At 57.6% G+C, this 15,917-nt stretch carries 18 protein-coding genes; 6 read left to right on the forward strand and 12 right to left on the reverse strand.

Annotated features, from left to right (window positions below):
- Positions 1–18: 18 nt before the first annotated feature.
- Positions 19–2,124, forward strand: a complete 2,106-nt coding sequence (locus ACX3YD_RS04785) for a molybdopterin oxidoreductase family protein (protein WP_458959366.1) — start codon at positions 19–21, stop codon at positions 2,122–2,124.
- 97 nt (positions 2,125–2,221) lie between these two features.
- Positions 2,222–2,563 (forward strand): Grx4 family monothiol glutaredoxin, encoded by a 342-nt coding sequence (gene grxD, locus ACX3YD_RS04790; protein ID WP_047532696.1) that lies wholly within the window; start codon positions 2,222–2,224, stop codon positions 2,561–2,563.
- Between the two features lie 192 nt (positions 2,564–2,755).
- Here the strand turns inward: grxD and bfr are convergent, their stop codons facing one another.
- Together bfr and ACX3YD_RS04800 are read right to left on the reverse strand one after the other, a co-directional pair.
- Positions 2,756–3,232, reverse strand: coding sequence for a bacterioferritin (bfr, locus tag ACX3YD_RS04795; protein WP_090324906.1), 477 nt, complete (start codon positions 3,230–3,232; stop codon positions 2,756–2,758).
- A gap of 198 nt (positions 3,233–3,430) precedes the next feature.
- Positions 3,431–3,649, reverse strand: a complete 219-nt coding sequence (locus ACX3YD_RS04800; protein WP_081997943.1) for a bacterioferritin-associated ferredoxin — start codon at positions 3,647–3,649, stop codon at positions 3,431–3,433.
- 301 nt (positions 3,650–3,950) lie between these two features.
- On the opposite strand from ACX3YD_RS04800, the gene ACX3YD_RS04805 reads away from it, so the two are divergent.
- Entirely contained in the window at positions 3,951–4,553 is a 603-nt protein-coding gene (locus ACX3YD_RS04805) for a peroxiredoxin (RefSeq protein ID WP_047532691.1), read from the forward strand.
- A 167-nt stretch (positions 4,554–4,720) separates the two neighbouring features.
- Here ACX3YD_RS04805 and rnt read toward each other — a convergent pair whose 3' ends face one another.
- Both rnt and pyrC read right to left on the reverse strand, forming a co-directional pair.
- On the reverse strand, positions 4,721–5,398 hold the full coding sequence (gene rnt / locus ACX3YD_RS04810; protein WP_047532689.1) for a ribonuclease T: 678 nt from the start codon (positions 5,396–5,398) through the stop codon (positions 4,721–4,723).
- Complete coding sequence (gene pyrC / locus ACX3YD_RS04815; protein ID WP_047532687.1) at positions 5,395–6,441, reverse strand: dihydroorotase; 1,047 nt, start codon at positions 6,439–6,441, stop codon at positions 5,395–5,397. Before pyrC ends, rnt begins: the two co-directional genes overlap by 4 nt.
- A 159-nt stretch (positions 6,442–6,600) precedes the next feature.
- Here pyrC and ACX3YD_RS04820 point away from each other — a divergent pair, with 159 nt between their 5' ends.
- Both ACX3YD_RS04820 and ACX3YD_RS04825 read left to right on the forward strand, forming a co-directional pair.
- Positions 6,601–7,506, forward strand: coding sequence for a flagellar protein MotY (locus ACX3YD_RS04820; RefSeq protein WP_103403896.1), 906 nt, complete (start codon positions 6,601–6,603; stop codon positions 7,504–7,506).
- A gap of 129 nt (positions 7,507–7,635) precedes the next feature.
- Positions 7,636–8,853, forward strand: a complete 1,218-nt coding sequence (locus ACX3YD_RS04825; protein WP_020799894.1) for an argininosuccinate synthase — start codon at positions 7,636–7,638, stop codon at positions 8,851–8,853.
- A gap of 106 nt (positions 8,854–8,959) precedes the next feature.
- Here the strand turns inward: ACX3YD_RS04825 and ACX3YD_RS04830 are convergent, their stop codons facing one another.
- A complete protein-coding gene (locus tag ACX3YD_RS04830; RefSeq protein ID WP_458959367.1) occupies positions 8,960–9,697 on the reverse strand; it encodes a hypothetical protein in 738 nt (245 codons plus the stop codon).
- A 557-nt stretch (positions 9,698–10,254) separates the two neighbouring features.
- Here ACX3YD_RS04830 and ACX3YD_RS04835 point away from each other — a divergent pair.
- A complete protein-coding gene (locus ACX3YD_RS04835) occupies positions 10,255–10,881 on the forward strand; it encodes a response regulator transcription factor (RefSeq protein ID WP_047532683.1) in 627 nt (208 codons plus the stop codon).
- Between the two features lie 89 nt (positions 10,882–10,970).
- On the opposite strand, the gene ACX3YD_RS04840 is transcribed toward ACX3YD_RS04835, so the two are convergent.
- The 7 genes from ACX3YD_RS04840 to ACX3YD_RS04870 form a co-directional block, all read right to left on the reverse strand.
- On the reverse strand, positions 10,971–11,150 hold the full coding sequence (locus ACX3YD_RS04840; RefSeq protein ID WP_047532681.1) for a PA3496 family putative envelope integrity protein: 180 nt from the start codon (positions 11,148–11,150) through the stop codon (positions 10,971–10,973).
- A gap of 106 nt (positions 11,151–11,256) precedes the next feature.
- Positions 11,257–11,895, reverse strand: coding sequence for an endonuclease III (gene nth, locus ACX3YD_RS04845; RefSeq protein WP_047532679.1), 639 nt, complete (start codon positions 11,893–11,895; stop codon positions 11,257–11,259).
- Between the two features lie 30 nt (positions 11,896–11,925).
- Complete coding sequence (locus tag ACX3YD_RS04850; protein ID WP_458959368.1) at positions 11,926–12,507, reverse strand: Rnf-Nqr domain containing protein; 582 nt, start codon at positions 12,505–12,507, stop codon at positions 11,926–11,928.
- Positions 12,500–13,111, reverse strand: coding sequence for an RnfABCDGE type electron transport complex subunit G (locus ACX3YD_RS04855; protein WP_090464775.1), 612 nt, complete (start codon positions 13,109–13,111; stop codon positions 12,500–12,502). The genes ACX3YD_RS04850 and ACX3YD_RS04855 overlap by 8 nt, the downstream gene beginning before the upstream one ends.
- A complete protein-coding gene (locus ACX3YD_RS04860) occupies positions 13,108–14,094 on the reverse strand; it encodes an RnfABCDGE type electron transport complex subunit D (protein ID WP_458959369.1) in 987 nt (328 codons plus the stop codon). Before ACX3YD_RS04860 ends, ACX3YD_RS04855 begins: the two co-directional genes overlap by 4 nt.
- The gene (rsxB, locus tag ACX3YD_RS04865) at positions 14,081–15,289 is read right to left on the reverse strand and encodes an electron transport complex subunit RsxB (RefSeq protein ID WP_458959370.1); all 1,209 of its coding nucleotides are present in this window, start codon (positions 15,287–15,289) and stop codon (positions 14,081–14,083) included. Before rsxB ends, ACX3YD_RS04860 begins: the two co-directional genes overlap by 14 nt.
- On the reverse strand, positions 15,286–15,855 hold the full coding sequence (locus ACX3YD_RS04870; protein WP_458959371.1) for an electron transport complex protein RnfA: 570 nt from the start codon (positions 15,853–15,855) through the stop codon (positions 15,286–15,288). Before ACX3YD_RS04870 ends, rsxB begins: the two co-directional genes overlap by 4 nt.
- Positions 15,856–15,917 lie beyond the last annotated feature (62 nt).

Raw genomic sequence — 15,917 nt, forward strand, 5'->3', positions numbered from 1 at the left:
ACAAGACAGAGACTGGCCATGACCAAGACTCTCCATCACCGTGCGTGCCACCTGTGTGAAGCCATCTGCGGCCTGACCATCGAAACCACCGAACTCGAAGGACGCGTGCAGATCACCTCGATCAAGGGCGATCCGCTGGATACGTTCAGCCGTGGGCATATCTGCCCCAAGGCCGTCGCCCTGCAGGACATTCAGAACGACCCGGACCGCCTGCATCAACCCATGTTACGCGTGGGCAGCGAATGGCAGCCCATCGAGTGGCAGGACGCTTTCAACCTTGTGGCCGAACGCCTGGCGGCGATTCAGGAGCGTCATGGGCAAAACGCGGTGGCGGTCTATCAAGGCAACCCCAGCGTGCACAACTATGGGCTGATGACCCACAGCAATTACTTCCTCGGTCTGTTGAAAACCCGCAACCGGTTTTCCGCGACGTCGGTCGATCAATTGCCCCATCACCTGACCAGTCATTTGATGTATGGCCACGGTCTGCTGCTGCCGATCCCGGACATCGATCACACCGACTTCATGCTGATCCTCGGCGGTAATCCGCTGGCCTCCAACGGCAGCATCATGACTGTGCCGGATGTGGAAAAGCGCTTGAAGGCGATCCAGGCCCGGGGCGGCAAAGTGGTGGTGGTCGACCCGCGCCGCAGCGAAACGGCGGCGATCGCCGACCAGCATCTGTTCGTGCGCCCAGGTGGCGATGCAGCCTTGCTGTTCGGCTTGCTCAATACCTTGTTTGGCGAGGGCTTGACCCGCGACAGTCATTTGCCGGTGGATGGCCTGGATGAGGTGCGCGAGGCTGTTGCAGGTTTCACCGCCGAGGCCATGAGCCCGTTGTGCGCGGTGCCGGCCGAGCAGATCCGCCAGTTGGCGCGGGACTTCGCCGCCGCGCCAAGCGCGGTTTGCTATGGCCGCATGGGCGTCTCGACCCAAGCGTTCGGCACGCTGTGCCACTGGGTCGTGCAATTGATCAACCTGGTCACCGGTAACCTCGATCGCGTCGGGGGCGCGATGTGCACCGAGCCGGCGGTGGACCTGGTGGCCTCCACATCGGGTGGGCACTTCAATCTGTGGCAGAGCCGTGTGTCGGGGCGCCCCGAATATGCTGGCGAGTTGCCCGTGTCGGCGTTGGCCGAGGAGATGCTGACCGAGGGAGAAGGGCAGGTCCGTGCGCTGATCACCGTGGCGGGCAATCCGGTATTGTCGACGCCCAATGGCCGACAACTGGAACAGGCGCTGGACGGGCTGGAGTTCATGGTCAGCGTCGATTTGTACATCAATGAAACCACGCGCTATGCCGACCTGATCCTGCCATCCACCTCGGCGCTGGAAAACGACCACTACGACACCACGTTCAATATGTTTGCGGTGCGTAACGTCAGTCGGTTCAATCGCGCAATCCTGGCCAAGCCCGAAGGCGCGTTGCATGACTGGGAGATTTTCGTCGGGCTGGCCAAGGCCTTCGCCGCGAAAACCGGCAAGGAGTTGAAGCCGACCATGGCGCCGGCGCAGATGATCGATCGCGGTTTGCGCATGGGGTCGTATGGCGATGCCTCGGAACAAAAACTGTCTTTGGCAACGCTGTTCGATCATCCCCATGGGGTCGATCTTGGGGCGCTGAAACCCAATCTGGCGCCACGTCTGAAAACTGCCAATCAGCGAATCCAGGCCGCTCCAGCCGCGATCCTTGCCGATCTGGCGCGCTTTGGCGCATTGCGGGCACCGGCTGCTGACGAGTTATTGATGATCGGCCGCCGTCATGTACGCAGCAATAACTCGTGGATGCACAACTATCACCGGTTGGTAAAAGGCAAGCCGCGTCATCAGTTGTTGATGCACCCGGATGATCTGGCCAGTCGCGGTTTGAGTGACGGGCAGCGTGTGCGGGTCAGCTCCCGGGTCGGCACGATCGAAGTTGAAGTGCTCGGCAGCCTGGATATGATGAAAGGTGTGGTCAGCCTTCCGCACGGTTGGGGCCATGCGCGACCCGGTGTGCAAATGACCATTGCCAGCGGCCAGCCAGGCTCCAGCGCCAACGACCTGACGGATGAGTGTCAACTCGATGAGTTGTCGGGCAATGCGGCGTTGAACGGTGTTCCGGTGACCGTGGCGGCGGCCTGATCGTATCTGACGGAGAGACCGAGCAGGGTGCTCGGCTTTCCGTTACAATGCGCCACCGTGCCGACCCATGAGTCGGAAAGTTCAGCCGAGGTGCTCCATGGATATCATCGAAACGATTAAAGAGCAGATTGCCAACAACACCATTCTGCTTTACATGAAAGGCTCGCCGAATGCCCCGCAGTGTGGCTTCTCCGCGAAAGCCGCGCAGGCCGTGATGGCGTGTGGTGAAAAGTTTGCGTACGTGGACATCCTGCAAAACCCGGAAATCCGCGCCAACCTGCCAAAATACGCCAACTGGCCAACCTTCCCGCAACTGTGGGTGGCGGGTGAGCTGGTTGGCGGTAGCGACATCATGACCGAGATGTCCGCTGATGGTTCGCTGCAGGCGCTGATCAAGGACGCTGCTGCCAAGGCTGCAGCCCAGAAGACCGAAGCCTGATTCGCTTCCTGTAGGAGCGAGCCCGCTCGCGATGGACTAAAGAGCGCTGTGGGGAACCAGGTTCCCCACGTGCGTTATCGTTAACGACCATCGCAAGCAAGCTCAGCTCCTGCAAGAGCAAGTACAAAAAAAGCCCCGCCTCCTTGTAAGAGAGCGGGGCTTTTTATTGCATCGAGATCAATGGCGTAGAACTTACTCGTCTTCGCCCATCTGCGATTGCAGGTAGTTCTCGATACCAATCTTGTCGATCAGGCCAAGTTGAGTTTCCAGCCAGTCGATATGTTCTTCTTCGGACTCAAGGATATCTTCAAGCAGTTCACGGCTGCCGAAGTCACCCACTGTTTCGCAATGAGCAATGGCCACCTTGAGGTCGGCATGACCGGTGCGTTCGATGCGCAGATCGCACTCAAGCATTTCCTTGGTGTGTTCGCCGATGTGCAGCTTGCCCAGGTCCTGAACGTTCGGCAGCCCCTCCAGGAACAGGATGCGCTTGATCAGCTTGTCCGCGTGCTTCATCTCGTCAATGGACTCGTGGTACTCGTGCTTGCCGAGTTTGTTCAGGCCCCAATCCTCATACATGCGTGCATGCAGAAAGTACTGATTGATTGCGACCAGCTCATTGCCAAGGATTTTGTTGAGATGCTGGATGACTGTTACGTCGCCTTTCATGATGGGGTCCTGCCCTTTATTAGCTATCAATAAGTCGGAGTTTGAGCTGCACACTTAATAGTGTCAAACCTAAGTTATTGAAACTTATATGAAAATTAATAGGAATAAGAATGTTTGTGTTCCGCGTCTGGAACATAAGCGATTGATTTGCGGGCATAAAAAAACCGGACAGGCGTCCGGTTTTTTGAAATACGGTATTTATGCTGCTGTAAATTCTGCTGGAAAAGGAATCGCTGCCTGGGCCGTTTGCAGTTTCGTCAGGGTCTCGCGTACCACTTCCTTGGCGAGGCAGGCACATTTGCCGCATTGACCGGCAACGCCGGTAGCCTGGCGGACTTCCTTGTAGCTGCAGCATCCTTCATAGATCGCATCGCGGATTTGGCCGTCGGTGACGCCAGTGCAGAGGCAAACATACATAAGTGAAGACCGTCGCTTGTTTATGCTCGAATGCGGTGGATCTTAATGTTAACGAGAATGATTGTCAAAGTGCTTTATGAACGCTTTTCCCGGTACTGACGAACGGTTGCTTCCAGGACAGGTGAAACGAAATCCGGCCTGGCGTTTTCAGGCGTCGAGGGAAAAACCGTTGAGGACAGGTCAAACACGCAGTGTATGATGGCCGGTCTTTCCGAAACGGGTTTGTGTCACAGGGCTGTCGCCTGAGGGTGGCAGGCTGGCACCAACCTTGTTTTTACGTTTCTACACCAGGAGATATCCAATGAGCGTACTCGTAGGCAAACAAGCCCCTGACTTCACCGTACCGGCCGTACTCGGCAATGGCGAAATCGTTGACAGCTTCACCCTGTCTTCGGCCATCAAAGGCAAATACGGCCTGGTGTTCTTCTACCCGCTGGACTTCACCTTCGTTTGCCCGTCCGAGCTGATCGCTCTGGACCACCGCCTGGCTGACTTCAAGGCGCGCAACGTGGAAGTGGTTGCTGTGTCGATCGACTCGCACTTCACCCACAACGCATGGCGCAACACCCCGGTGAACAACGGCGGTATTGGCCAGGTGGGTTACACCATGGCTGCCGACATCAAGCAGGAAATCATGAAGGCCTACGACGTTCAGTCCGCTGACGGCGTTGCTTTCCGTGGCGCGTTCCTGATCGACGACAAAGGCGTTGTTCGCTCGCAGATCGTCAACGACCTGCCACTGGGCCGTAACATGGAAGAGCTGATTCGTCTGGTCGACGCTCTGCAATTCCACGAAGAGCACGGTGAAGTTTGCCCTGCCAACTGGAAAAAAGGCGACAAAGGCATGAACGCTTCGCCAGAAGGCGTTGCGGCTTACCTGACTGAGCACGCTGCTGCGCTGTAAGGCACGTTCCAGGTACAAAAAAACCGGCCTTCGAGGCCGGTTTTTTATGGGTGTTTTTTATGCTTTCTGTTGGAGCGAGCCTGCTAGCGATGAACGCTGATACCGCAGAGAGCCAGATCCCCCGCGTTATCGTTGACCACTATCGCGAGCAGCCTCGCTCCTACAGGTCAATCGTCGAAATCTTCCCAGCCGCCCATCTGTTTCCAGCGGTTGACGATGCCGCAGAACAGCTCGGCCGTCTTCTCGGTGTCGTAGCGAGCCGAGTGAGCCTCGCGACCATCGAAGTCGATATCGGCTGCCTGACAGGCCTTGGCCAGCACGGTTTGGCCGTAAGCCAGACCGGCCAGGGTCGCGGTATCGAAACTGGAGAACGGGTGAAACGGATTGCGCTTCATGTCCAGGCGCGCGACCGCAGCGTTGAGGAAGCCCAAGTCGAAGCTGCTGTTATGCCCGACCAGGATCGCCCGTTTGCATCCATTGGCCTTGAGGGCCTTGCGTACGCCACGGAAGATGTCGTTCAGGGCTGTTTCTTCACTCACGGCCATGCGCAACGGGTGATCGAGCTTGATCCCGGTGAATTCCAGGGCGGCGGCTTCGATGTTCGCGCCTTCGAACGGCTCGACACGGAAGAAGTAGGTGTGATCCGGGTACACAAACCCCTTTTCATCCATGGCGATGGTGGTCGCGGCAATTTCCAGCAGGGCGTCGGTGGCCGAGTTGAAACCACCGGTTTCTACGTCGACGACAACGGGCAGGTAACCACGAAACCTGGCAGCCATTGGATGACGGGGACCGCCTCCGCCGCCATGACCTTCCTGTTCGTCGTCGAAATGCTCTTCACTCACGCGTGTTCCTCCAGCAGGCGCCAGCGCAGTTTTTCACCGGCGCGCAGCGGGATAACGGTCAGCTCGCCAAACGGCAGGCTGGTGGGGGCGGTCCATTCTTCGCGGACCAGGGTGATGCGATCGGTGTTCGCCGGCAGGCCATAGAAACGCGGGCCGTTGAGGCTGGCGAAGGCTTCCAGCTTGTCCAGCGCATTGCGCTGTTCGAAGGCTTCGGCATACAACTCGATCGCGGCATAGGCGGTGTAGCAGCCAGCGCAGCCACAAGCGGCTTCTTTGGCATGCTGGGCGTGGGGCGCCGAGTCTGTGCCGAGGAAGAACTTCTCGCTGCCGCTGGTGGCGGCGTCGAGCAGGGCTTCCTGGTGCGTATTGCGCTTGAGGATCGGCAGGCAATAGAAGTGCGGACGAATCCCGCCCACCAGCATGTGGTTGCGATTGTATAGCAGGTGATGCGCTGTGATGGTCGCGCCCACGTTGGCCGAAGCCGAGTTGACGAACTGCACGGCGTCTGTGGTCGTGATGTGTTCGAACACCACTTTCAGGGTCGGGAAACGCTCGACCACACGGCGCATGTGCTCATCGATGAAGATCTTTTCGCGGTCGAATACATCGACATCGCCACGGGTGACTTCGCCGTGGATCAACAAGGGCATTCCGACTTCGGCCATGGCCTCCAGTGCGGGAAAGATCTTGTCGATGCTGGTGACGCCAGAGTCCGAGTTGGTGGTCGCGCCGGCCGGGTACAGCTTGGCGGCGTGGACGAAACCGCAGGCCTTGGCCTCGCGAATTTCTTCAGGCTGGGTGCGGTCGGTCAGGTACAGGACCATCAGCGGTTCGAAATGGCTGCCGGCCGGGCGAGCAGCGAGAATCCGCTGGCGATAGCCGTCGGCCTCAGCCGCATTACGGACCGGCGGAACCAGGTTGGGCATGATGATGGCGCGACCAAAGGTGCGCGCAACATCCGCAACGGTATTGGTCAACACGGCACCATCGCGAAGATGAATGTGCCAGTCGTCGGGACGCAGCAGGGTCAGGCGGTCGGACATGAGGGGATTCCAGGCGGGTCAAACTGAGGGGAATGCTACCGGAAAAGACTCTTGCAGGCACTCGCTATCAAGTTTTACGGGAAGCTTCCGATATCCAACAGGTATGCCGTAAACATATGTGTGTCGGTCTTTTTGTTGTAGAAGCCAGTGGAGCCTCCCGTGCGCCAGCGTTATTTAGCCTTGCTCAGTGTGTTTGCCAGCCTTCCTGCGATGGCGCTCACTTTCCAGACCCGACTGGAGAGCATCGAGTGGACGGTCGAAGGTGACAAGTTCGAATGCAGACTGACCCAGCCGATCACTGATTTTGGCTCGGGACAATTCGTGCGCCGTGCTGGCGAGCAGGCGACGTTTCGTCTGAATGCCTACAACGCCATGATGGGTGGCGGGTCGGCCACCTTGCTGGCGGCGGCTGCGCCGTGGCAACCGGGGCGGGGCGATATCAACCTGGGTTCGGTGAGAATCGGCAGCGGCAATGTGCTGTTCAACAGTTCGCAGGTGCAGGCGGGGCGATTGATCAGTGGCCTGATGGACGGACGCAGCCCTGTGATCCGGCATTCTTCGGGGGATGGGCGTGTGTCGGAAGTGCGGTTGCTGCCGGTCAAGTTCAGCAAGGCGTTTGCCGACTATCAGGGTTGCGTGGCGAAGTTGTTGCCGCAGAACTTCGAGCAGGTGAAACAATCCGAAGTTGGTTTCCCTGGTGGCGGTATCGACCTGGATGCGGCGGCGAAAGCCAAGCTGCAGGTGATGCTGGAGTACATGAAGGCCGATCCGACGGTCAATCACATCGAACTCGACGGTCATTCCGACAACAGCGGCAACCGCCTGACCAACCGTGACCTGTCACGGCGCCGGGCCCTGGCGGTCATGGAGTTCTTCAAGGCCAATGGCATTCAGGAATCGCAGGTCACCATGCGCTTCCACGGTGAGCGTTACCCACTGGCACCCAACACAAACAATGCCAATCGGGCCAAGAACCGTCGGGTCGCCGTTCGCCTGGAACGCGGAGCTCCGCCAGAGCAGGTGGCCCCGCAGGCCACGAAGCCAGCCACATCGGCGACCTCCTGACTCGCCGGTCATCGTCGCGCTCTCGACATAATCTGTCGCTTCGTCGTCATAAGCTGTCGCGCCTCTGTAAATTATCCTGCATGAGCGGTAGACTTCCCGGCTTTCCGTAGAACCCCGTGGAGTGATGGCATGGCGGACGTAAACAAGGTCGTTCTGGCGTATTCCGGCGGCCTGGACACTTCGGTGATCCTCAAGTGGCTGCAGGATACTTATAACTGTGAAGTGGTGACCTTCACCGCTGACCTGGGTCAGGGCGAAGAGGTCGAACCGGCACGCGCCAAGGCTCAGGCCATGGGCGTGAAAGAGATCTACATCGACGACTTGCGCGAAGAGTTCGTGCGCGATTTCGTTTTCCCGATGTTCCGCGCCAACACCGTTTACGAAGGCGAGTACCTGCTGGGTACTTCCATCGCTCGTCCGTTGATCGCCAAACGCCTGATCGAAATCGCCAACGAAACCGGCGCAGACGCCATTTCCCACGGCGCTACCGGCAAGGGCAACGACCAGGTTCGTTTCGAACTGGGCGCCTATGCCTTGAAACCAGGCGTGAAAGTGATTGCCCCTTGGCGCGAGTGGGACCTGCTGTCCCGCGAGAAGCTGATGGACTACGCCGAGAAGCACGCAATCCCGATCGAGCGTCACGGCAAGAAGAAATCCCCGTACTCGATGGATGCCAACCTGTTGCACATCTCCTATGAAGGCGGCGTGCTGGAAGACACCTGGACCGAGCACGAAGAAGACATGTGGCGTTGGACCGTCTCCCCGGAGAAGGCGCCTGACAAGCCGCAGTATCTGGAATTGACCTACCGCAACGGCGACATCGTCGCACTGGACGGCGTCGAAATGACCCCGGCTACCGTGCTGGCGACGTTGAACCGTATCGGTGGTGAACACGGCATCGGCCGTCTGGACATCGTCGAGAACCGTTACGTGGGCATGAAGTCCCGTGGCTGCTACGAGACACCTGGCGGCACCATCATGCTGCGCGCCCACCGTGCGATCGAATCGATCACCCTGGACCGCGAAGTGGCTCACCTCAAGGACGAGTTGATGCCGAAGTACGCCAGCCTGATCTACACCGGCTACTGGTGGAGCCCGGAGCGTCTGATGCTGCAGCAGATGATCGACGCGTCCCAGGCTCACGTGAATGGCGTTGTGCGCCTGAAGCTGTACAAGGGCAATGTGATCGTGACCGGTCGCAAGTCCGACGAGTCGTTGTTCGACGCCAACATCGCGACCTTCGAGGAAGATGGCGGCGCCTACAATCAGGCCGACGCGGCGGGTTTCATCAAGCTCAACGCATTGCGCATGCGCATTGCTGCGAACAAGGGCCGGAAGCTTTTCTGAGGCCTTTGAGCGGGTAAGGGATTTGTGGCCTCGTCATCGACGAGGCCACAAGCCCGAAATAGTGTTTATCTGGTCCTTCGACATCGCGATTTTCTTGTCACCCTCTTTATCTGCTATCTGTCTCCCTCTGATATTTTCCGCGCGTCTCTGATATCGATTGGCCGCTATGGTCAATGACCGTCACCTCATGTGTGTTCAAATTGTAAGCCGCGCAACATGTGGCGCTATGGCGCTTGCGCGTCAGCTTGGAATGTTTGATTGCACAGTTTTTCAGTATGGCCTCCGATTCTGCGCAGGTGAGAAACAAAATCACGTGTGCCTGCCTGTCCCGTGGCCTCTCGATGTTCTCCAATAAAGCGCTGAATTCGATTTTTTTGCTCAGGCAGCGTGCATCAATGATGCATAACTCCTTGAGCAGCGCGGTCATTCGGATGTGATGTTCAACCGAGGGCAGACCCTGCAAGCCTGGGTCTACGAGCGAGGCCTGAGCGGCGCAGGGGGGCGAAGCGGATCGCCCGGCATCCACTGGCTTATGCCGTTCAGTATGTTCACTTGACGTCGTTGAGTGGCTGTTTTCCGGATGCTTGGGCTTGTCCAGCACCTTTATGAAGTGCTTTCCCTTGTCAAAATCTGAAGGCGCATACAGCGAACGATAATTAAAGTTGAGTGTGACGAAGAATAGAAGCAGTAAATAAAAGGGGAAGCTGATCAGGAACCATATGTAGATTTCTCTCTCCTTATTGTCCAGAAAGGGTAGAGAAATCGCTGCGGATGTTTCAGAAAGTGTTGCGAATATCGCGATAACGGTCATGGGGTTGGTGATTCTTTTTTTGAGTTTTGTCATGTTGTTCACTCATATTTAATTTGTCTTTTCTCGGTGGGTTAATAACGATATTTTGGTTGGGTGTTGTTAATGATTTGGATTTGTATAGGAAGTATATCCATTTTAATGTGTGTGAGCGTTGTGTTGATTTAATTTGGCTTGGCTGGAAGTGGGTTTTAAATTGTGTCTTTGTAATGATTGTTTGTCAGATTTTCTTCGCTGTAAGAGTAAGTGGATACGTGGTGTGTGATATTTCTGGTATGAATATAAGTACGGAAAATATCGGTTACTTTTTGGCCGTGGTTGAGTGGGCTGTATCAGCCAGACTGCGGTTGCTCCGATTTTTTGCTCAACTTTTTTGTCGTAAATTGATACGAAAAACCGTTGAGAATTGAATTGTCTTCCCGTGGGTTTCGTTTTCGATGCCTTGCTGAGACGGTTTTTTTGTAAGACTAATCCGCGATATTTGTAGGGAATGTCTCTCGGTGTAGGTGGCCGGGGGGGGCGGCATGCCATGGGTGAAACGACTAGGCTATTGTGCGGGCTCTAAAAATTCGAACAGCGAAATTGGACTGCCCATGAATAAAGTGCTGATCGTGGATGATCACCCCGTCATTCGTCTTGCGGTACGTATGCTGATGGAACGTCATGGCTACGAAGTCATTGCAGAAACAGATAATGGCGTGGATGCATTGCAACTTGCGCGTGAACATATGCCGGACATTGTCATTCTGGATATTGGAATACCGAAACTGGATGGGTTGGAAGTCATTGCCCGACTATCATCCACTGCGATGCCAATGAAAGTGTTGATATTGACGTCCCAGGCGCCTGGACATTTTTCCATGCGTTGCATGCAGTCGGGGGCTGCCGGGTATGTCTGCAAGCAGCAGGACCTCACTGAGTTGCTCAGTGCAATAAAGGCCGTTTTGTCCGGTTACAGCTACTTTCCCAATCAGGCCTTGCATACCGTACGCGCTAGTTTGGGTAACGCCAGTGAAGCCGATATGGTGGATCGTCTGTCAGGGCGGGAAATGATGGTCTTGCAACAGTTGGCCAAGGGCAAGACTAACAAGGAGATTGCCGATGGGATGTTCCTTAGCAACAAAACCGTTAGTACTTACAAGACTCGCCTGCTGTTGAAACTCAATGCGCGCTCTCTGGTGGACCTGATTGAATTGGCCCAGCGCAACGGGCTGGTGTGATTGCATCAGTATTTGGCGCTCAGCGATGAGCGGCATTTACCATACAGCAGCCAAAGTAAAAAGCCTCCGTTTCGGGAGGCTTTTAGGTGTCATAAGTCAAAGTCGTAATCGGCCAATTGCTTTTGCAGTCGGCGCTCCTCCAGCAGATTGTCGATGGTACGGCGTTTGCTCAGGTTGGTTTTCGCCACTTCAACCACAGGTTCAGCGTCATCGGCCTCAATGGGGGTAAAGTCGTCTTCTACGTCCAATTGCTCTTTGCCAGTGCTCATTTAGTTACTCCAGGCTAAGACTGCCTTTGGGGCTCCTTATATCGACAATCTCCCGGCGGGTAAAAAAGATTTTTTCAATCGATAAATCAATAAATCCAATAGTGCCTCAATCGTCGGAGGTCTTGTGCTTGTATTCGCACAGGTCTTCGATGCGACAACTGCCGCAGCGGGGCTTGCGAGCCAGGCAAACATAGCGCCCGTGAAGGATCAGCCAGTGATGGGAATCGAGCAGGTATTGCTTGGGCACGAATTTCATCAGTTTTTTCTCCACCTCGACCACATTCTTGCCCGGCGCAATGCCGGTGCGGTTGCTGACTCGGAAGATATGGGTGTCCACAGCCATGGTCAGTTGGCGGAATGCTGTGTTGAGCACCACGTTGGCGGTCTTGCGGCCAACACCGGGCAGCGCTTCCAGTTCCTCTCGGGTCTGCGGCACTTCGCCAGCATGGCGCTCCACCAGCAGGCGACAGGTTTCGATCACGTTCTTTGCTTTGCTGTTGTACAGGCCGATGGTCTTGATGTATTCCGACAGTCCGTCGACGCCCAGGGCATATATCGCCGCCGGCGTATTGGCGACCGGGAACAGTTTCGCCGTGGCCTTGTTGACGCCGACATCGGTCGATTGCGCCGAGAGAATCACAGCGATCAGTAATTCAAACGGTGAGGAATAGGCCAGTTCGGTCTTCGGTTCCGGGTTGTCTTCATGCAGCCTGCGGAAAATTTCCAGACGTTTTGCGGCATTCATGGGCAGTGAGTTTCCTCGAAGACGTTCAATTTAAGGTGTGGGGCGGTGCCAGATTTGCCAGAGGGCAATCAGCAATCCCAGCAGAATGAATCCGCCAGGGGCCAGCGTGGTCAGGCGCAAGCCACCGTCGGTGGTTAAGATCCAGCCTTCCCAATGCGCTGGCGAGGCATTCGTCAGCCATGACAGGTGGCTGCCGAAGGTCCCGCGGCCAATGAGTTCCCGGAGCAGCCCCAAGCCCACCATCAATACGCCGAACAAGCCATACAACCGCAGGCGAGCCGGCCAGGTTCTCTGGAAAAATCCAGTGCAGTCCAACACCACGCATTGCAAGGCAACCAGCCCGGCATAAATGCCCAGGTCCTGATGCCATTGCAGCGACCAGAGTTGGGCGCCGAGTTCCGCGCAACTGGTCAATGTGGCGGCGAGCAGCACGTTTGCCAGCAAGTGCGTCGCCGGGAGCAGTCGAGGCCGCAATGCATTCATGCACAGGGCGAAAACGCTGGTCACCATGATGAACGTCAGCGTGAAGCCCGCAGCGGTCATCAGCGAGCCGGTAGCGCCGATCAACGGTGCAAGCATCAGCGAGTTTTGCACAAGGAATGATTTATTCATGGGAAGGACTCCCGAACAGTGCTTGCCGGTGTTCATCGCAATAGCGCAGAGCGTCATGGGTGGCGTTGATCACCGCTCTTGATGTGATGGTCGCGCCCGCGATCTGATCGAATTGCCCCTGATCCTTTTTCAGCGCCCAGCCATTGTCGCCAGGATCTGTCCGAGACTTGCCGGAAAACATCTGAAGCCAGGCATTCGGCCAATCGGCGATCCGTGCGCCAAGCCCCGGGGTTTCGGATTGCTTCAGGGTTTTGACCCCCACCAACCGGCCATTGGCATCGACGGCGATCAGCAAGTCTATGGCACCCGCATAACCCAGGGTCTGACTGCGCAGCAGCACGGCATAGGGCTGGCCGGACTTGCTTGCCAGGTAGCCACCCAGCAGCGTGCTGTTGGTCAAGGCTGTGACGTCGAGAGCGAGCGGCTGTTCCAGTGGCTGATTGTCGTAGCTGTCCGGCGGCAACAGGTCAAGCAAGTTACGACTGTCGATCAGGTGCTGTTGGGCGGCAATGCGGGAGGCGCTGGTGTGTTGCACGAAGTACGTCGAGCCAATGCCAAGACCTGCCATGACCACAAGGATCGCAACGCTCGATGCTCGGCTCATGGCGAAATCCGTTCCTGCCTGGACGCGACAAACCGCTCCAGCGCCGGTACACACAGGTTCATTAACAGGACGGCGAATGCCACGCCGTCGGGATAGCCACCCCAGGTGCGAATCAGATAGGTCAGCAGTCCGACACCCGCGCCGAACAGCAGTCGTGCGCGGGGGCTTTTCGCACCGGACACCGGTTCCGTCACGATGAAAAATGCCCCCAGCATGCTGGCGCCGCTGAGCAGATGAAACAGCGGCGAACCATGGGAGTCGGAGCCCGAACCGTTCCAGCACAACAAGCTGATAAGGAACAGGCTGGCGAGCATGCCGACTGGCGCGTGCCAACTGAACAGGCGCTGTTGCAGCAGAAAAGCGCCGCCCGCCAGAAACGCCAGATTCACCCATTCCACACCTCGACCACCGAATTGGCCAAATGCAGGGTTAGTGGCGAACAATTCATCCATGGTCAGGCTTTTGTTGATCCTCAAGCCATCCAGCGCCGTGGCCTGGACCCAGGCATCCGGCAACTGACCAAAACCGAAAACTTGCTGGAGTCCGCCCATCAGGTCCATACCGTGGGAGGATGGCCAGTGCGTCATTTGTTGCGGAAACGTCACCAGCACCAGGGCAAAGCCAAGCATCGCCGGATTGAACGGATTTTTGCCCACGCCCCCATACAAGTGCTTGCCGAACAGCATGGCAGACGCGGCGGCACTGACCGTCAACCACCAAGGGCAGTAAGGCGGCAGGGCCAGGGCCAGCAATGTCGCGCTGACCAGTGCACTGCCGTCGCTCAGGGTCGGCTGGAGTAACCGCTTGCGCAACTTCAACACCGCCGCTTCAGCGGCCAAAGCGCTCACCGCCGCCAGAACCAGGTTGATCAAGACCCCCCAGCCGTACAGCCAGAATAAAGCGAACATACCCGGCAACGTAGCCAGGAGTACCCGCTGCATGGCCTGCTGAAGGCGCTCGTCGACCGTGTCAAGGGGTGACATGGGCATCCACCTGACGCTCGGCTTCCTGCAGGCGAGCGCGAGCCTTTTCCATCTGTTCGGCGGGGGTGTCGGCGCGACGTTCGAGTTTGCTGACGTCAGCGCGGGCATAGGCCAGTTCGGTCTTCAGTTGCCGAAGCTGGCTGTCGATCGGACGCTTTTCCACGCGCGTCAGGTCTGGCAAGGGTTGTCCGCTGAGCGCTTCGGCGGCATGCAAGGCTTGCTCGGCCTCGCTGAGCGCACGTTCCAGGGTTTCGATCTGTTCAGCGGGCGCTTGAAGGGTCTGAGCCTTTTTGAGTTCGGCGCGGCGCATGGCCAACTGGATCTTGGCCCGTTTCAGATCGGCATCTTTTACTGGCGCAACGGCGGGCGCGGGCGCAGCCGTGCTTTCCAGCAGCGCCAAGGCCTGCTCGGCCGCTTCGAACTGCTGCTGCAGGACCACCAACTGCGATTGCTGCTCGAAGGTCGGCGGATGGCCGAAGGCCTTGAGCGATTTGTTCAATTGCGCCCGACTCATCGCCAGATCAATCTTGGCTTTCTTCAGTGCGGCATCGGCAGTGGCGGCTTTTTGCGCGCGGACGCGTTCAAGGGCGGCCTGCACCGGGTCAAGCGTCGCTGCGCTGGGTTGGGCGGCACGTTGCGCCCGGGCCTGTCGTTCGACCGCCTTCAGTTCTTCTTCGCGTTGCAAGCGGGCGTTGCGTTGCTCGAAACGGCGCCGCGCCCGATTGCGTTTGGCCGTGCGGGCGCGTTGCTCTTCAAGGCTGAATGCCAGGCCGCCGACAATCGGCAGCACTGTGGAGATCGGCAACGGATGCATTTCAATGCAGTCGACCGGGCAGGGGGCCACGCAGAGGTCGCAGCCGGTGCACTCGTCGATGATGACCGTGTGCATCAGTTTGGCCGCGCCGACGATGGCGTCTACCGGGCAGGCCTGGATGCATTTGGTGCAACCAATACATTCGGCCTCGCGGATATAGGCGATCTGCGCCGGAGCCGAGCCACGGCTGGTGTCCAGTTCCAGCACCGGTACGAGCAGCAGTTCGGCCAGGGCATTGATGGTTTCGCTGCCGCCCGGCGGGCACTTGTTGATGGGCTCGCCGCTGGCGATACCTTCGGCGTAGGGCTTGCATCCGGGATGGCCGCACTTGCCGCATTGAGTCTGTGGCAAGAGGGCGTCGATGCGTTGAATCAGACTCATGTTTTGATCAGTCCGCTGAATCCGAGAAAAGCCACTGCGATCAGTCCGGCGCTGATCAGGTCGATCGGCAGGCCGCGGAAGGGCAGCGGAATATCGTTATCGAGTGTGCGTTGGCGCAGGTCTTGAAACAGGCTCAGCACCAGCCAGAAACCCAGCCCGGCACCCAGGCTCAGGGCGATGGCGTGAAAGAGCCCTTGGTCATCCTCGGCGTTGAGCAGCGCTACGCCAAGTACGCCCGCGTTGCCCAGCAGCAACAACCAGAGCCCCTTGAAGGAGAGTGTCGGGAATATCCGCTCCAGCAACGTCAGCAACGGAGCGATCAACAACACGCTCAACGGCAGAAACACAAACAGCCGCAGTGATGCCATGTCCAACGGCACCAGCAACCCGTGGTAAAGCGCATGACCAAGGGTGCCGACAATCAACATCAGGCACGTGGTCGCGAGGCCCAGTGCATGGACCTGCTGGCGCTTGCTGCCCAGCAGCGGATCGACACCCAGCGGCCAGTGCAACACCAGGTTGTTGATCAGGGCTGCACTGATAAGCGTAAGAAGCGTTTCGGTCATGATCGTGCCGGCTAGAACGGGGCTTTTTAACGGGAGCGGTCTAAAAAGCTTAGGCATTATCC

This window comes from Pseudomonas fluorescens group sp. PF-1 (assembly GCF_054481335.1).